The sequence below is a fragment of the Streptomyces sp. NPDC006487 genome (genome assembly GCF_042870555.1).
Classification (GTDB): Bacteria; Actinomycetota; Actinomycetes; order Streptomycetales; family Streptomycetaceae; genus Streptomyces.
The window spans coordinates 221,687-236,996 of sequence record NZ_JBIAHN010000002.1; the positions used below are offsets into that span (position 1 = coordinate 221,687).

General features: G+C 69.9%; 17 protein-coding genes and 1 pseudogene. 8 read left to right on the forward strand and 10 right to left on the reverse strand.

What is annotated here, in order from left to right:
• Window positions 1-13 precede the first annotated feature (13 nt).
• A complete protein-coding gene (locus ACFYM0_RS03785) occupies window positions 14-595 on the reverse strand; it encodes a dihydrofolate reductase family protein (protein WP_388496170.1) in 582 nt (193 codons plus the stop codon).
• 222 nt (window positions 596-817) lie between these two features.
• Here ACFYM0_RS03785 and ACFYM0_RS03790 point away from each other — a divergent pair, with 222 nt between their 5' ends.
• The gene (locus ACFYM0_RS03790; protein WP_388496172.1) at window positions 818-1,480 is read left to right on the forward strand and encodes a pyridoxamine 5'-phosphate oxidase family protein; all 663 of its coding nucleotides are present in this window, start codon (window positions 818-820) and stop codon (window positions 1,478-1,480) included.
• Window positions 1,481-1,652: 172 nt separating this feature from the next.
• On the opposite strand, the gene ACFYM0_RS03795 is transcribed toward ACFYM0_RS03790, so the two are convergent.
• Together ACFYM0_RS03795 and ACFYM0_RS03800 are read right to left on the reverse strand one after the other, a co-directional pair.
• Complete coding sequence (locus tag ACFYM0_RS03795; protein WP_388496174.1) at window positions 1,653-3,263, reverse strand: hypothetical protein; 1,611 nt, start codon at window positions 3,261-3,263, stop codon at window positions 1,653-1,655.
• Between the two features lie 370 nt (window positions 3,264-3,633).
• Window positions 3,634-4,014, reverse strand: coding sequence for a hypothetical protein (locus tag ACFYM0_RS03800; RefSeq protein WP_388496176.1), 381 nt, complete (start codon window positions 4,012-4,014; stop codon window positions 3,634-3,636).
• Window positions 4,015-4,319: 305 nt separating this feature from the next.
• On the opposite strand from ACFYM0_RS03800, the gene ACFYM0_RS03805 reads away from it, so the two are divergent.
• On the forward strand, window positions 4,320-4,754 hold the full coding sequence (locus ACFYM0_RS03805) for a hypothetical protein (RefSeq protein WP_388496178.1): 435 nt from the start codon (window positions 4,320-4,322) through the stop codon (window positions 4,752-4,754).
• 276 nt (window positions 4,755-5,030) lie between these two features.
• Here the strand turns inward: ACFYM0_RS03805 and ACFYM0_RS03810 are convergent, their stop codons facing one another.
• Both ACFYM0_RS03810 and ACFYM0_RS03815 read right to left on the reverse strand, forming a co-directional pair.
• Complete coding sequence (locus ACFYM0_RS03810) at window positions 5,031-5,189, reverse strand: hypothetical protein (protein ID WP_388496180.1); 159 nt, start codon at window positions 5,187-5,189, stop codon at window positions 5,031-5,033.
• A gap of 294 nt (window positions 5,190-5,483) precedes the next feature.
• Window positions 5,484-6,095, reverse strand: coding sequence for a hypothetical protein (locus tag ACFYM0_RS03815; protein WP_388496182.1), 612 nt, complete (start codon window positions 6,093-6,095; stop codon window positions 5,484-5,486).
• Between the two features lie 517 nt (window positions 6,096-6,612).
• Between ACFYM0_RS03815 and ACFYM0_RS03820 the strand changes: the two genes are divergently transcribed.
• The gene (locus ACFYM0_RS03820; RefSeq protein WP_388496183.1) at window positions 6,613-7,749 is read left to right on the forward strand and encodes a hypothetical protein; all 1,137 of its coding nucleotides are present in this window, start codon (window positions 6,613-6,615) and stop codon (window positions 7,747-7,749) included.
• Between the two features lie 50 nt (window positions 7,750-7,799).
• On the opposite strand, the pseudogene ACFYM0_RS03825 reads toward ACFYM0_RS03820, so the two are convergent.
• Window positions 7,800-7,910: pseudogene (locus ACFYM0_RS03825) on the reverse strand (dipeptidase); the annotation flags it as partial.
• Between the two features lie 77 nt (window positions 7,911-7,987).
• A complete protein-coding gene (locus tag ACFYM0_RS03830; RefSeq protein WP_388496185.1) occupies window positions 7,988-8,128 on the reverse strand; it encodes a hypothetical protein in 141 nt (46 codons plus the stop codon).
• Between the two features lie 184 nt (window positions 8,129-8,312).
• Between ACFYM0_RS03830 and ACFYM0_RS03835 the strand changes: the two genes are divergently transcribed.
• From ACFYM0_RS03835 to ACFYM0_RS03845, 3 genes are all read left to right on the forward strand, one after another.
• Window positions 8,313-9,104, forward strand: coding sequence for a PIG-L deacetylase family protein (locus ACFYM0_RS03835; RefSeq protein WP_388496186.1), 792 nt, complete (start codon window positions 8,313-8,315; stop codon window positions 9,102-9,104).
• A 403-nt stretch (window positions 9,105-9,507) separates the two neighbouring features.
• Window positions 9,508-10,752 carry a cytochrome P450 gene (locus ACFYM0_RS03840; protein ID WP_388496188.1) on the forward strand — a complete coding sequence of 415 codons (1,245 nt, stop codon included), beginning with the start codon at window positions 9,508-9,510 and terminating at the stop codon, window positions 10,750-10,752.
• Window positions 10,753-10,927: 175 nt separating this feature from the next.
• Window positions 10,928-11,362, forward strand: a complete 435-nt coding sequence (locus tag ACFYM0_RS03845; RefSeq protein WP_388496190.1) for a hypothetical protein — start codon at window positions 10,928-10,930, stop codon at window positions 11,360-11,362.
• A gap of 188 nt (window positions 11,363-11,550) precedes the next feature.
• On the opposite strand, the gene ACFYM0_RS03850 is transcribed toward ACFYM0_RS03845, so the two are convergent.
• Window positions 11,551-11,991 (reverse strand): VOC family protein, encoded by a 441-nt coding sequence (locus ACFYM0_RS03850; RefSeq protein ID WP_388496192.1) that lies wholly within the window; start codon window positions 11,989-11,991, stop codon window positions 11,551-11,553.
• A 336-nt stretch (window positions 11,992-12,327) separates the two neighbouring features.
• Here ACFYM0_RS03850 and ACFYM0_RS03855 point away from each other — a divergent pair, with 336 nt between their 5' ends.
• The gene (locus ACFYM0_RS03855) at window positions 12,328-12,681 is read left to right on the forward strand and encodes a hypothetical protein (protein WP_388496194.1); all 354 of its coding nucleotides are present in this window, start codon (window positions 12,328-12,330) and stop codon (window positions 12,679-12,681) included.
• A gap of 179 nt (window positions 12,682-12,860) precedes the next feature.
• On the opposite strand, the gene ACFYM0_RS03860 is transcribed toward ACFYM0_RS03855, so the two are convergent.
• Window positions 12,861-13,469 (reverse strand): TetR/AcrR family transcriptional regulator, encoded by a 609-nt coding sequence (locus ACFYM0_RS03860; protein ID WP_388496196.1) that lies wholly within the window; start codon window positions 13,467-13,469, stop codon window positions 12,861-12,863.
• Between the two features lie 81 nt (window positions 13,470-13,550).
• Between ACFYM0_RS03860 and ACFYM0_RS03865 the strand changes: the two genes are divergently transcribed.
• A complete protein-coding gene (locus ACFYM0_RS03865; protein WP_388496198.1) occupies window positions 13,551-14,063 on the forward strand; it encodes a cupin domain-containing protein in 513 nt (170 codons plus the stop codon).
• A gap of 19 nt (window positions 14,064-14,082) precedes the next feature.
• On the opposite strand, the gene ACFYM0_RS03870 is transcribed toward ACFYM0_RS03865, so the two are convergent.
• A complete protein-coding gene (locus ACFYM0_RS03870; protein WP_388496199.1) occupies window positions 14,083-15,294 on the reverse strand; it encodes a helix-turn-helix domain-containing protein in 1,212 nt (403 codons plus the stop codon).
• Window positions 15,295-15,310 lie beyond the last annotated feature (16 nt).

Here is a 15,310-nt window from a genome sequence, read left to right on the forward strand (position 1 = left end):
CGGGCGCGGTCGGTCAACGGCGCACCCGGTAGCGCAGGTGAAGCACCCTGTCGCCCTGAATCACCACGTCGGGATCCTCCAACAGGTGCTGCGCGCGCACCGACCCGAAGAAGCGCTTGCCGGCGCCGAACACGACGGGTACGACGTCCATGCGCACCTCGTCGATCAGGCCCGCGGCAAGCACCTGGCCACCGACGTCGCCGGCGGCGACCTCGACCACGCGCTCACCCGCAAGCTCCTGCGCCCTGGCCACGGCTGCCTCGACGCCGTCGACGAAGCGAAACGGTGCCTCGGGGTCCCAGCCCTCGGGTTCCGGCCGGTGCGTCACGACGACCATGTGGTCGATCCCGCCCGGAGGCTTCCCGTCCCAGCCGTCCGTCAGGTCGAAGACGTGGCGGCCGACGATCGTGACTCCGATCTGGTCCCAGTACGGCCGGGTGTAGTCGTAGGACGTCTGAGACACCTTCAGCTCGCCGCTCTCGTCCAACGGGACATCGCCGCTGGACAACCAGTCGAACAGTGGTCCGGGCTGGTCATTCTCGTCCGCGACGAAGCCGTCCACCGACACCGAGCCGTACATGACCACCTTGCCCACCGGGCTCCCCTCTGCTTTGGGGTGCCCCAAATTAGCGTCTCGTGAGCTGTCGCTCCCGTAAGCAATCAAGCAGTCGGCGGTGGCCGGCATCGGGCTCTTCCCGCGCCGCGTGTGCGTCCTTGACGTCGGCACCTTGGGCCCTTTGGGGGCTTTAGGTCCTTTGGGGGAATTCAGCGGCGTCTCACCCGGAACCATCACCGTCAAACACGTAGATTTGCGGAAATGTCGGCCACTGCGCGCACCACTGCGAATCGGTATCCCGAGCGGGTCACCTACGAACGGGACGCGGTCTACGCGATCCTCGACGAGGCCCTCGGCGTCCATGTCGGCTTCAACACCGATCTCGGCCCGGTGGTCATCCCCACCCTGCACATGCGGGTGGGTGATCAACTGCTCCTGCACGGTTCCGCGTTCGGCCGTTTCATCACCACCGCCGCCTCGGGCGCACCGCTGTGCGTGACCGCGACGCTGATCGACGGGGTGATTCTGGGCCGGGCTTCCTCCCATCACTCGGCCGCCTACCGCTCCGCCATGATCTTCGGCACCGCCACGCCGATCGAGGACGAGCAGGAGCGCGCCGACGCCCTCGCCGACGTCGTGGAGAGCGTCATCCCCGGCCGGCTGTCCGGCCCGTATGCCGCCCGCCGCCCCAACGTCGAGGAAGCCCGGTACACCGCCTGCCTGACCATGCCGATCACGGAGTTCTCGATGAAGGTCCGCGAGGGATTCGCCCGGGACGAACCCAAGGACGACCAGGTCGAATCCTGGGCGGGCTGGATTCCGCTGACCACCACCCCCGGCACCCCCGTCCCCGACGCGATCACCGGCGACCGTTTCCCCGCCCCCGCCTACGACCCGTCCATCCACCGCTTCCGCCAGAACTGACCACCCCAGAACCGGCCGCGCCACAACCAACCGACCACAACCGACGCACAAGCCGACGGTGAAGCCGACTCCGCACTTGCCGGGCGGCGGAGACGTGGACATCAGCGACGAGGAGCAGCCCCGCGAGCACGGTGGGGGCCCGGCTGCCGCGGCAGCCGGGCCCTCACCGTCATCAGCCGGTGACGTCGACGTAGTCCTCGCGGCTCCTGCTGGCGAAGTGGGTGGTGCCGTTGTCGTAGAACTGGGCCTGCCAGGTGCCGTCCTTCGTGGCCGTGAACCTCCGGCCGAAGGTGCCGTCGGCGGCGGTGGTGGTCGATCCCACGTAGCCGTAGGAGGTTCCGGTCCCGGCGGGCTTGAAGTAGAAGCGCACGGTCTGGGCCGCGTACGGCCGCCAGGTCGTGGCGGACGCGGCCCGCTGCTTGAGCGTGCCGGTGAGCGTGAGGTACTGGCCCTTGCGGACCGGCTCGGGGTTGGCGTTGAACTCCGCGACGGTGGTCACGGTTTTGGTCAGCCGGAAGCGCGCCGACGTCGACCCTGCGAGGTCGGGCGTGCCCGCGTACCGCAGCCGCCAGTAGCCGTCGACCGGGGCGTTCTCCAGCGCGGGCATGGTGAAGTACCGGCCGATGACGGTGTCGACGGTCTTACGGGTGGACCAGCCGGTGCGGCCGTCGGCCGAGTACTGGACTTCCACCTTGGCGGGGCCCGGCGCGGCCGAGGTGGCGCGCTGGACGAGGATTCCGCCCGCGTACACGTTCCGGTACTTGTCGATGCTCATGGCGACGTTCGTGAAGGCGGTGCCCGCCGTCACCTTGGCAGTGATGTCGGCGGTCGTGGAGGTGTTGAGCCACGGCTGCTGGTAGGCGGCGGCGACCTTCCAGGCCGAGGACTTCAGGACCCTCTGGGTCTTGGTGAACCGACCCGTGGCATCGCTCGCGAACCCGGACACCGTGGTGTTGGGGATCGTCAGCCTCATCGGCGTGGCGACCGGCTTCTGCGTGCCGTCCTTGGCGGTTCGCGTGATGGTTCCACCGATGGTGACGTCATCGCCGTACGGGGCCGTCACCGAGCGGGAGCCTTCGTCCAGGGCTATCTTCACCTGCTGGCGCTCGACCGTGGGGGCGACGGCCGCCCAGCCCTTGCCGTTGTCGGTGGAGTCGTGCTGGAGGCTGATCCCGGCCGAGCTCTCCGTACCCGTGAAGTCCACCGGCGTCGAGAGATGTCCGGCGGCGTCGGTGGAAACCGTCTTGGACCGGCCCTCGAAGGCGACGGTCACCTGCTTGCCGGCGAGCGGAGTGCTCTTCCCGTCGCGGGGATCGCGAGCGACCAGGTCGGCGGAGACGGCGGTGCTCAGGCTGTCGAGGGAGACCGCCTTCGGCACGGCGGCGTTCTCGAACCTGGCGAGCGCGCGGTAGTCGAGTTCCGCCACGTCCTTGTGGAGGATCGGCTCGCCCTCGGTGCCCTTGTACTCGACGTCCACGGTGTAGTAACCGAGGTCGGCGAGAACCAACGGACCGGACCGGTAGAAGTCCTCCGCGCAGGAGGTGTCGCAATCGCTGCTGTGTGTGAATTCCTTGACCGTCTTGACCCGGGTCTCGCTGCCCTTCTTGCGAAGGTGGGCGACGAAGTCGGGCATGGCGCCGAGGGACATGAGCTCGATACCGGCAGGACTCGCATAGACGTTCATGGTGCCGACGGGATCCGCGGCGTACGCGGTTCCCGGTGCGAGCAGGGTGCCGAGAACGGCGGTGGTGGCGACGAGTGTCGCTGTGGTGAACCTCTTCAAGACCTCTCCCAGGCGATCATCGGTAATCACTTGGTGTGACACCTCAGCCGGCGCCCTGGTTGTACGCGGCGTCGTACGAACTTGCTGGCCGGGAAAGACACTTGCCGGGCTGTCTTGAGGGCGGCTACCGACGAGGCGCCTACCACGCGGGGCTGACGTTCAGCAGGCAGCGGGCGCCTCCTTCGCCGCGTCCGGCCTACCGCTTCCACCGCGTTCGGCAGACCGCCCGGACGCTTCGGCTTCGGACTGTCCACGCTCCGGGCCCTGTCCGCGACCTGGGAAGCGCACTGCCATCCCTTCCACGTGCGCTTCGTGGACCCAGCGACACGCGCGAGGGCCGAACTCAACGAGAGACAGCCTGCGGTGACGGTCAGCAGAAGATCAGATCGACTTCCTTCTCCAAGCAGTACCTGATGACTGCGACCAGTTGGCGGACGTCGTCGACGCGTCGCTCGAGAACCGGGTCCCCCACCTCGTGCTGCCGCTGGTCGGTGATCGCTTCCAGCCTGGGCAGCATCGCCGCGCATCGAGCGTGCGCGATGGAGCCTTCGTCGTCCGGATGGTCGAGGAGCGGTGCCAGCGGGGTGGAGACGCTGCTCCACGTACGGTCGCCACCGAATCCGTTCATCTCCGCCAGAGTGAACCCCTCCGTCAGAGCCAGCCACTCCCGGAACATGTTGAAGCCGGTGTAGGACCAAGAGACGTCGGGGCCGGTCACGTCGTCGTCTCCGGGGGCGAGCATGAGCCCCATCCTGTTCCTCCTTGCCTGCCGGAGCCCCAGGATCAGTCGCGCGGAGACATGTCGGCAACCGGAATGCTCACAGATCGCCGCACCTGCCCCTGCGCGAGGCCGGCACACCCAGAGCCGGCGGCGCGTCGGCAGCGAGGGCAGGAGCGGAGGCGGCGGTCGCCGCCGGGGCCGGGTACGCCGCAGGGGGTAGACCGGCTACCCCCGTGGTGGGCTCGAAGATCAACCCGCGGTGGGCCGAGAAGGCTCCCCCACCCGGGCTACGTTTTCGCCGTCCCGTGCGACGTGGACCAGACGACGGAGGAACGATGAAGATCACGACGAAGGCCGCCCTGACCCTTGCCGCGGTACCGGCCGCGCTGCTGCTCATCGCGGGGCCGGCCTCGGCCGGCTCCGGTTTCGAAGTCACCGGCACCGGCGGTGACATCGGCGGCGCCTGGGCGCACGGATACTACGGGAAGGCGGCCGACGGCCGGGTCCACCTGAGCGGCGAGCTCAAGGACACGGCGAGCGACGGCAAGGGCGCGGCGCTCAGGATCCACGCGGTGTACTCGGACGGCGGCACCCGTGACCAAGAAGTCTGGAACACCAGCGGCAACCAGGCGGTCGTGGGCATCGGCGAGTACACCTTCGCGGGGAACGTGCGTCGTATCGAGCTCAAGGAATGCCTGTTGTACCGCGGGGGCGACGGCAGCATCCACGTCGGCACCTGCGCCGCCGGCGCGGAGGTCCTGTACTTCTGACGCGTCTCCGAACGCTGCAGCGCCGGTCCACTCCGCGCTCCAGGGGACGCCGGCCGCGCCCCTGCACGGCGTCGCCCTCAACTGGGCGGGGCGAGCACCGGCGCTCACCAACGGACGGCTCGGCGAACTCGGCGTCGAGCCCGGACGGGCCCCGCCGTACCGCAGCGAAGACACCCGCGGCCGTCACGTCCGGACGGGGCGCAGCCGCCCTCCGGGCGGATGCGCCGACCCTCGCGCAGCACCTGAGGTAGGCCGAGCGGGCGGCCGGTGGAGAGCTCAGGCCGGCTGCTGCGAAGGGAGCACCTGGGTGTTGATGTTGATATAGCCGAGCTGCGCCGGAGAGTCGGCCTGACCGGCGGACTCGCCCAGCTGGACGGCGATGCCGGCGGCGAGCGCGGTGAGCACAGCAGCGGCGAGCAGGCGTGAGACGCGCATACGTTCCCCCATGTGATTGCGGCCCACCCGGTCGGCGGGATCGCAATTGCGATAATCGCAAGCGCGAGGCCTGCACGACAAGCCCGAACTCGGCACGGCTCCCGGCCTCGGCGGGAACGAAGACGAAGGTCACCGCGTCGACCTCCACCATGCCCTCTGGAGCCTCCCGGCAGGGCGTGGCCCTGGCCGCGGTCCGGCCGAGTTGGTTTTCGGTACCGCCTTCTTCGTGCGAGTGGACCGGCCGTCGTGCCAGGAGACGGTGCCGGCCGACGTCCTCTTCTGGAGACGGCATGGTCAGCGGTACGGGCTCCAGCGACCGAAGCGGGCCATCAACTTGCGCGCAGCGTCCTCGTCGAGCCCGAGGGCCGTCGCGGCCCGACCGGTGTCGAGGTCGTTGGCGGTGCCGCGGGCGGCCCAGTATCCGACCCGCTCCGCCGTGACCTCCAGCCGGCGGGCCGCCCGCACGGCGGCGACCGGGGAGGTCTTGGTCAGCTTGCCGATCTCCTCTTCCAGGCTCTCCAGCAAAGTGGTGACCGTCTCCGGCAGGGGGACGGCCCTCGCCTCCACCTGATCCGTATGCGCGGCCCAGTCTTTGAGGCAGGCATCTGCCTGGTCCTCCCCGCCGTCGTCGAGATCCTGGTCGCCTATCGCCTCCCAGTCCAGACGGCGGGCGGTGCCGGCCCAGCCACAGGAACACACCGCGCGCAGCGCCGCCGCCCGCGGTGTGTGAGGCCAGCGGCCGTCGTAGACGGACCACTGTGAGACGGACTGCCCTCCCGGGCCTGAGGCGCTGTCGAAGTAGACCGGATCAGGGACGGTGCCGTCGGCCAGGAGCACCCCGACCGCGCCCGCGTGGGAGGAACCGAATTCTTCCGTGGTCCATGTCTCGCGCCTGTCCTCGCCCATGGCACTCCTCCAGTCGGCCGTCCCGCGATGCCCGGTGCCACCGGCCGGCGGCACTGGTGTACGACAATGCCGCAGCCATACCGGCCGCCGGTCCGAAATTCACGAACAACTCACGTAGTCAGAGCCGGTGTGGTTCAAATTCCACGGCAAAAGTGCGTCGACCCTCGTCTGCGGGTGGCGCCGGGGTCCCGGTGATCCGTCGGCTCCCGGCAGAGCGGGGCGGCCGGCTCGCCGACCCGAGGGGGGGCCTCCACGTCTCGCCGGCAACCGTGCACGGCGTCGCCGGCCCACTGCATCCATGAGCCGGGCGGCTCACTCGGTTGCCTTCCGCCGTGGCCCCGGTCGCCGCGTAGAGGTCGAGAGCGGGGACGTCTTGGTCGTCGTGCCGGCCCGGCGATTGTCGGAGTGGTGTCCTTTGCGGGGTCATGCCGCCGGCACAGAATGAGTCCGGGGCGGGCACCGTGTTACGCCCCGTTCGCTTGTGGAGGGGAAGTTGATGTTACGTACCGTGGCAACGGTGGCTCTGACGGTGGCGGCCATGCTGCCGATGGGGCCCGCACAGAGTGCGCAGGGCACGGCCACAGCCGGCCGGGTGATGTACGAACTGCAGCCGCCGGAAGGCTACGCGTCGACGGCGGCCGAGTTGTTGAGCGAGGCCGGCCACGTCGTCGGTTCGGCCCGCGACGCCCGGGGCGAGAAGTTCGTCCAGGTCCGGTGGGCGCCCGACGGTACGGTCACCCCGCTCCGCGGTCTCGGCGGTGACTGGCTGTCGCCGAGGGCCGTCAACGACGACGGGATCATCGGCGGGAGTGCCTATACGCCCGACGGCAAGCAGCACGCCGTGACATGGGACGCCTCCGGCACGGCGAAGCGTCTCCAGGAACCCGAGGGCTACCTGCAGAGCATCGTCGAGGACATCAACAACCAGCATGTGGCGATCGGCACGGCGTCCCTCTACAGCACCACCTGGGCCGTCCGCTGGGACCGCGACGGCAAGCCGACCTTCCTGGAGCAACCGCTCTCCTCCGTCGGCAGCCTCGCGACCCGGGTCAACGACAACGGGGAGATCATCGGTTCCGCCCGCTTCGCCGGCACGAGCAACACGTCCGCGGTGCGCTGGGACGCGAACGGCAAGGTCATGTACCTGGGCGCCAGCCAGTTCCCCTCCCCCGCAAGCGCGCGGGACATCAACAACCGCGGAACGGTCGCCGGCGACACCTACGACCCGGTCGCGGGCGGCCACCGGGCAGCCCGGGCATTGCGCTGCTGCGTCTTCCGCGTCATGACGGGAGCGTCCGACGGCAGCGGTGCCTACGAGCTGAACAACCGCGACGTGGTCCTCGGCTCCACCAAGATCGGCGACCGCATCGAGACCGTGCGGTGGGACAACAGCGGCGGAATGGTCGTGATGAAGCCCGCCCCCGGCACTTCCTGGCGCACCGTCCACGCACTCAATGACCCGGGCCTGGCCGTCGGAACCTCCGACCAGCGCGCCGCCATCTGGGACGCCACCGGGAACGCCACCCTCCTGCCCGACGAGACGCCGGGGCGGGTCCTGAGGAACTCCCTGGCACTGACGATCAACAATGCCGGTCAGATCCTCGGCCGCGTCTCTTACTGGGACGTCCCGGAGCACGCGGTCATCTGGCGCTAGGACTCCGGGCTCCGTCCACGTCAAGGAAGGTGGCCCACTCCTGGGCGCGCTCAGCCGCGGCGCCACGGACCGTAGAGAGCGGTGGCGGCCCCCGTGGTCATGGCCCAGTAGCGGTCCCCGTAGGACCAGTGCCACCGCTCGGTCAGGTAGTTGACCATGCAGGGGGTCGGCGCCTCCGTCGCCAGCCGCGCCACCGAAACCGGTTTCGCTGTCCCCGACAAGCCGGTCCCTTCCCTCTTCACCGTGCGGCAATGACCGGCTCCACGGGGGAGACGGGAAAGATCCGGTCGTGGCCGCCTCCAGAGGCAGTCCCAGCGGCGTCCAGAAGGGCGGCACGGCTGTCGCCGACGAGCAGATCGTCTCCCTCACCACCACGCAACGTGTCGTTCCCGCCGCCGGCGACGCTCTGGCCGATGCCCCGGACGCGCCCGATCGGGACGGAGGCGATCCGGCCGACCGGAACCCCCTTTCGCCGCTGCGCACCACCGTCCCGTGAGCGCGGGAGGATCGGCGAAGACGCGCGCCTCTGCGGATCGGGGAGGACGGAGGGCCACTATCGGTACATGACGACGCGAGATGAAACGGGCCCGTTCGGCCCGCAGAGCCAGCTGCCGCCGCTTCCGGAGGACTGGGAGCGATGCCTGGCCGTGGCGGCGCATCCGGACGACATCGAGTACGGTGCGGCCTCGGCCATCGCGCGCTGGACCGCTCAGGGCAAACGGGTGACGTACCTGCTCGCCACCCGTGGTGAAGCAGGCATCGACCGTCTGCACCCCACCGAGGCCGGTCCGCTGCGCGAAGCCGAGGAGCGGGCCGGAGCCCGCGAGGTCGGCGTGGACACCGTGGAGTTCCTCGACCATCGCGACGGCGTGGTGGAGTACGGCCCCGACCTGCGCCGCGACATCGTGCGCGCGATCCGCCGGCACCGGCCCGAGGTGGTGGTGACAGGCGCGTTCACCGTACGGATGATCGCCGGTGTCACCAACCAGGCCGATCACCGCGCGGTCGGCCTCGCGGCCCTGGACGCCGCGAGGGACGCGGGCAACCGCTGGATCTTCCCGGAACTGGCCGACGAGGGGCTCGAGCCCTGGGGCGGCGTCCGCCTGGTGTGCATGGCCGGCCCAGAACGCCCCACGCATGCCGTGGACGTCACCGGGGAACCCCTGGAGCGCGGCATCGCCTCACTGTCGGCCCACGCCGAATACACCAGCGGGCTGGGCGAACAGAGCTTCGAGCCCCGCCCGTTCCTGACCTGGGCGGCACGGATGGGCGGCCCCGCACTCGGCGTCGAAGCCGCGGTCCTCTTCGACGTACACCACCTGGCCTTCGAGGGGAAGCCGCCCTGGGAGCAGTAAGCCCGGACCCCATCCTGCGCGCAGCGCGCGCAGCCCGCGCCGGCCGCCGAAGTCCGCGCCCGGTCCTGGGCATCGGCCCTGGGGGGGGTAGGTCCGGGGCCTCCGGGCGGGTCCTGCTCTGTTGGATCGCTACCGGCTCGCTCGCCCTCTTCCACCTCTACGGGGGGGGCGGACTGCAGGTGGTCCGGAAGCGCGAGCGGCTCCCACCGATGACGGGCCGGGGGCACAACGCACCGATGCCGGCCGTGCGCGGGCGGTGACGCCGGGGGCTGGTGTCGGTGGACGGCGTGCGGTTTCCTGGAAGGCGTACGCACAGAGCGTTGTGGCAGCACGACCGGTCCCGCACCGTCGGTGACCGTGGCACCTCAGGACAGCCGCCAGGCCGAGCCGATGGGGGAACTCCATGACCGCCGCGCACGAAGTCCCGGACCTCCTTTCTCGGGAGTTCGCCGAGAACCCGTACCCGGCCTATCGGGCCATGCGGGAGAAGGCGCCGCTCTTCTGGCACGAAGGGACGCAGAGTTGGGTCATATCGCGCTACGAGGACGTCGAGAGGGCCTTCAAGGACAAGGAAGCGCTCTTCACCACGGACAACTACGCGTGGCAGGCCGAGCCCGTGCACGGCAAGACGCTGATCCAGATGAGCGGTCGCGAACACGCCACGCGACGCGCCCTGGTGGCCCCGGCCTTCCGCGGCAACGAGCTCCGGGACAAGGTCGTTCCGGTCATCGAGCGCAACGCCCGTGAACTGATCGACCTGTTCCGCGACTCCGGATCCGTCGACTTGGTGAGCGGGTTCGCCTCGCACTTCCCGATCTCGGTCATCGCCGACATGTTCGGACTGGACCGGTCCGGCCAGGCGGCCCTCGGCAACTGGTACCGGGCCTTCGTGGCGTTCACCGCCAACCTGTCCGGAGACCCGGAGCAGGCGGCCGAGGGCACGCGGGCCCAGGCCGAGTTCGCCGCGTACATGCTGCCGGTCATCAGGAACCGGCGGGAACACCTCGGAGACGACCTGCTGTCGACGCTCTGCACCGCCGAAGTCGACGGCGTGAGCATGAGCGACGAGGACATCAAGGCGTTCTGCAGCCTCCTCCTCACGGCGGGCGCCGAGACCACGGACAAGGCGATCGCCGGCCTCTTCGCGAACCTCCTGGCCAACCCCGACCAGCTCGCCGCAGTACGGCGCGACCGCGGACTCCTCGACCGTGCCTTCGCGGAGACCCTGCGCTACACCCCGCCGGTCCAGATGATCATGCGGCAGACCTCCGTGGACGTCACCGTGAGCGGCGGCACCATCCCGGCCGGCGCCACCGTCACCTGTCTCATCGGCGCGGCCAACCGCGACCCCGGGCGCTACCGGGACCCGGACCGCTTCGACCTCTTCCGCGACGACCTGGCGGCGACCACGGCCTTCTCCGCGGCAGCGGACCACCTGGCGTTCGCGCTCGGACGACACTTCTGCGTGGGTGCGCTGCTGGCCAGGGCAGAGGTCGAGATCGCCGCCAACCAGCTCCTCGACGCGATGCCCGATGTCCGGCCGGCCCCGGGGTACGACCCGGCCGCCGAGGGCGTCTTCACCCGCGGGCCGAAGTCCCTGCGCGTGGAGTTCACACCGGCACCGGCACCATCACCGGCCGTCGACTGAAACCGAGGCGACCCTGGCCGCGCCGCTGGGGTCATCGGCCGGTCCGGTCACGTCCGGCCGCCCGTCTCTCCCCGCGGCCGCCCCGCCCCGGCGGGGGTGTACTGTGCCAGTGGATTGAACTCGTTCAATTCCAAGACCGCCCGGGAACCGGGATCGAACTAGGGAATGCGCAGTGATGCGGAAGATGACGGGCAGGCGGGCCCTGTGTATCGCGGGGTACGCGACGACAGTCCAGTATGCGGCCATCGGCATCGTCCTGATCGTGCTGTCCCTGCTGACCGAGGGGCTGCCCATCGAGCCCAGCGACTGGCTGTACGCGCTGGTGTGGCTCGGCCTCCTCAGCCTCGTCCTGGGGATGCTCCAAGCCGTACTGTTCGCCGCTCCCACTGCCTTGATCGGCGAAGCGCTGGCCCGGCGGTGGCCCGGCGGCCGGATTCTGTGGCACCTGGCACCCGTCCCCATCCTGCCGCTCGCCCCGGCCGCCTTCGCCTACACCTTCGACGGCGCGGCCTGGCAGTGGTGGGCATACCTGACCCTGCTGGGCTGCGTTCCTGCTGTGGTCACGGGGCGGGTTCGGGTCCGGGCGGCCCCGCTCACCTCCTCGATCTAGAGGCGGCTCGCACCGCGGCGCATCCGGTGTTCTGCATCGTGCGCCCCGAAAGAACCCAACCGAGCCCTTGGCGATTCCGGCAGCCGGCATGTGCGAACCGCCACTGAGATCAGCGCGTGAGCGTCCGCCTGCCCGGTCTCGTCTCTCCTGCCCGGTGTCGTCTCTCCTGCCCGTGTCGTCTCTCCTGCTCAGCGCAGTTGCTCGGCCAGTCCGACGATGATGCCCGCCGGGCCGCGAAGGTAGCAGAGCAGGTAGCTGTCCTCGAACCGGGCGATCTCACCGACGAGTTCGGCGCCGTGCGGCCGCAGGCGGGCCACGGTGTCCTCGAGGTCGTCGACGGCGAACATGACGCGGTGCGTGCCCAGGATGTTGTGCGGTCGGTCGCGCGGCCCGGCGGTGATCGCCGCAGGGCTGCGGTACTTCGCCAGTTCGAGCCGGCTGTGACCGTCGGGGGTGCGGAGCATCGCGATGTCACAATGGACGCCGTCGAGGCCGGCGCACTGGTCGGCGACAAGGCCCGCGACCTCCGCTTTGCCCTCCAGCTCCATCCCGAGTTCCACGAAGAACGCGACGGCGGCGTCCATGTCCTCGACGACGATGCCGACGTTGTCCATCCGCTGAATCGCCATGGCGGCTTCTCCTTCGTTCTCGCGCGGCGGGTCGTGGCCGCTGATGTCCCTGGGTCGGAGCCGGTGGCAGCTTCTCGACATCCTCAGACTCCGGACTCCGACAATTCTGGATCGCGCCTCAGCACCGCCCCGGCACCAGCGCCACCGGGGCCCGGTCGTGTCCTGTCGTGTCCGGTCGTCCGTGCGGCCGGGTGCGGCCGTGCACGCCGGTAACACCACCCCTCGCGCATCTTCGCGCCGGGTCGACTCCCCTTGCCCACGGGCTCGTCAACGGAAGAATCAGTCGACCGCGGCACTGACCACCCGTCCGCGTTGGCCCTCGCAAGGAGTTGAACCATGTCCATAGGTCAGATAAGGAAGCGCGCAGGACGTGCGATCGCGGTTGCCGCGGCCTGCGTCGCGGTGACCGTCGCAGTGACCTCGCCTGCGGAGGCTGCCGCGCCCAAGACCGGCAGCCTGACCAACGCCTACGCCGCGCCGACACCGTACTCCCAGCTCATCGGGGGAATCTGGAGCGGTGCGCCCGTCACGATGTACTGCTGGGTGGACAGTGTGTGGTCCAACGGCACGAACCGCTGGTTCCGAGTCCAAGGCGCGGGCTACAGCCCCTACACCGGCCGCCCGATCATGGTCACCGGCTACGTGTCAGCCACCAAGATCGTGAACCAGATCCGCGTCGGACACTGCTGACCACCGTTCCGCAGGCAAGCAGGACCACCGCCCATTGCCATGTTCCCGACCGCATGGCAATGGGCGGCAACTCGCGGTGACGGAGACCGCCCTCCACAACGACTGGGAGCGGGCCCACCCGCCATCGGCGTAGCCCCGTCCGTGGGTCATGATCGGGTCTCCGTGGGGCGGCCGCCCCCTCAGAACCCGGTGCCGGCCGCTTCGACCAGCGTGACCATGGCCTTGACCGCCTTGCGGTCCGCGAGTCCTTGGTCGCGGCACAGGGAACGCCACGAGGTGAACGCCACGGCATGGCCGATCAGCGCCCGCCGGACCGGGTCGTCGGCCTCCGGCCAGGCGCCGGCCAGCACCTCGACGTACTGCCGGGTCATCTCCTCCCGGGCCTCGCGGATCGGCTTGGGGACGGCGTGCTCGTCGCGGATGACCAGCGACAGCATCGGCTCGCCCGCGCGATAGAAGCGGTAGAGGTCGGCCAGCCCGGCCGTCAGTCGCTCTACGGGGTTCTCGATCACGCCCCATGCTTGGGGCCGGGGCAGCTTCTGCCGCGACAGCCAGTGTCCCGAGCACGCTTCGAACAACGCCGTCTCATCCGGGAAATGCCGGTAGACGGTCAGCCGAGTGACCCCGGAGCGCTCGGCGATCGCCGCGATGGTCGTCCACGCCGGGCCCGCGGTGCCGTGGAGATGCACGGCGGCCTCGATGATGCGCTGCCGCGTCCGGCCCACGTCTTCGGCGCGCTTGCGCATCTCGTAACCACGCGGTTTCGGTGAACGGCCCTGTTCGCTCAACTCTTGACATCCCGGGGTCCGCGGTGAAGCCTTTTAATGGAACACCAGTGTATCTCCAAATTCTGTCGAGGAGTGATCGCCATGACAGAGCCGCTGGCCCCACCGCTCACCATCGTCCGCCCCGGCGAGGGGTCCGAGGCCTTCCTCGGCTCGATCGGGGTCGCCTTCAAGTTGTGGGGTGCCGACACCGGCGGTGCGGTCTCCGTCGTCGAGCACCCCTTCCCGGTCGGGGCACTGGTCCCGCCACACCTGCACACCAGGGAGGACGAGTACTCGATCGTGACCGGGGGCGAGATCGGGTTCCGCTCCGGCGACCGCGAAACCGTTCTGGGCCCCGGCGGCTACATCACCAAGCCGCGCGGGGAGCTTCACGCGATGTGGAACGCCGGCTCCGTACCGGCCCGCATGATCGAGATCATCAGCCCGGCCGGGTTCGAGCACTTCTTCCGCGAGCTGGCCGAAATGCTCGCCGACGGGCCGCCGCCGCAGGACGCGTTGCCGGCGCTCGCCGCCAAGTACGGGCTCGAATTCGGACAGCCCGCCTGGCTGCCCGACGTCATCGCCCGGTTCGACCTGACACCGCCCGGCGCCTGACCGAGGAGGGGTGTCCGGACTATTCCGCGTAGTCGTTGCCCTGGAGGTGGAGGGAGCGCAGGGCCGCCTCCAGCGTGAAGCGGTGCTCCGGGTCGGTGATGCGGTCGCCCAGGTGTGCGTCCAGGTTGCGCAGGCGGTAGCGGACCGTCTGCGCGTGGACTCCGAGCAACTCCGCGACCTGATCGGCGGGGCCCCGCGTGGAGATGTGGACGCGCAGCGTCTCGACCAGGCGCCCGCGCCTGGAGCCGGTGAGGCCGCTGAGCGGGGCCAGTTCGCGGGCGGCGATGTGGGTGACGAGCACGGGGTCGGACAGGAGCCACAGGGTTGTCAGGTGGTCTTCGCAGTGCACGACCTGTTGATCGGGCACGATCCCGTCGTCGATGAGCTGCAGTATCCGCCTGGCCCACCGGATGGAGTCGGCCGCCTGCGGTGGTGGCACGGTCAGGCCTATGACGGCCGGGGCGCCCGACAGGGCGGCCTCGAGCATCGCCAGTCGCTCGGGGGTGAGCGGTCCGGGGATCAGCAGGTGCGGCTGGGGCATGCCGAGGTCGGCGAGGACGTCCCGGTCGAGACATGTCCGCATGTGGTCGGGCGCCGGGGCGCGCAAGGCCACCAGCGTGCACTGGGCGGGGAGTTCCCAGGACGCCTGCTCGCACAGCTCGGCGATGGTCGCCTGCGGCAGGGGCGACCCGACGAGGATGAGATGGAGCAGTTGCCTACGTAACGCCGACACCTCGGAGGCCGCACGGGCCTGGACCTCCGCGTACCCCTCGCGCGCGATCGCCTCCAGCTCGTCGACGTACGCGAAGAGCGCGTCCGCGAAGGCGAGGATCAGAGAGGGCGACAGGTTGTACCGGCGGCCGAGTGTCTTGGCCCGGCGCAGCGCGATGCGCGCGCCGAGCCGGTAGGCCCCCTGGAGGGTGTCGAGGTCACGGCCCTCGTACGCCTCGACCCGGCCGAACTTGCGCAGCAGCTCGTCACGCAGGACCGAGCTCGTGCCGGGGTCCGCGACACGGTCCACGAACGTGGCCAGGGCCTGCTCCACGCCCTGGCGGATGGCGTCCGCGTTGGGGCCGTTGAGGAGACGTGCATACACCGGATAGGCGCGCTCGACCTCGACGCGGATCTCTTTGATGAGGCCCGGAACCTCGGGCCTCATCAAGGCGGCGAACTCTCTGGGGAGCGGATCGAGCGGTTCACCGAGGTCCGGCGATGGTGCGATTGAGGGCATGACCGACCCCTTGCTC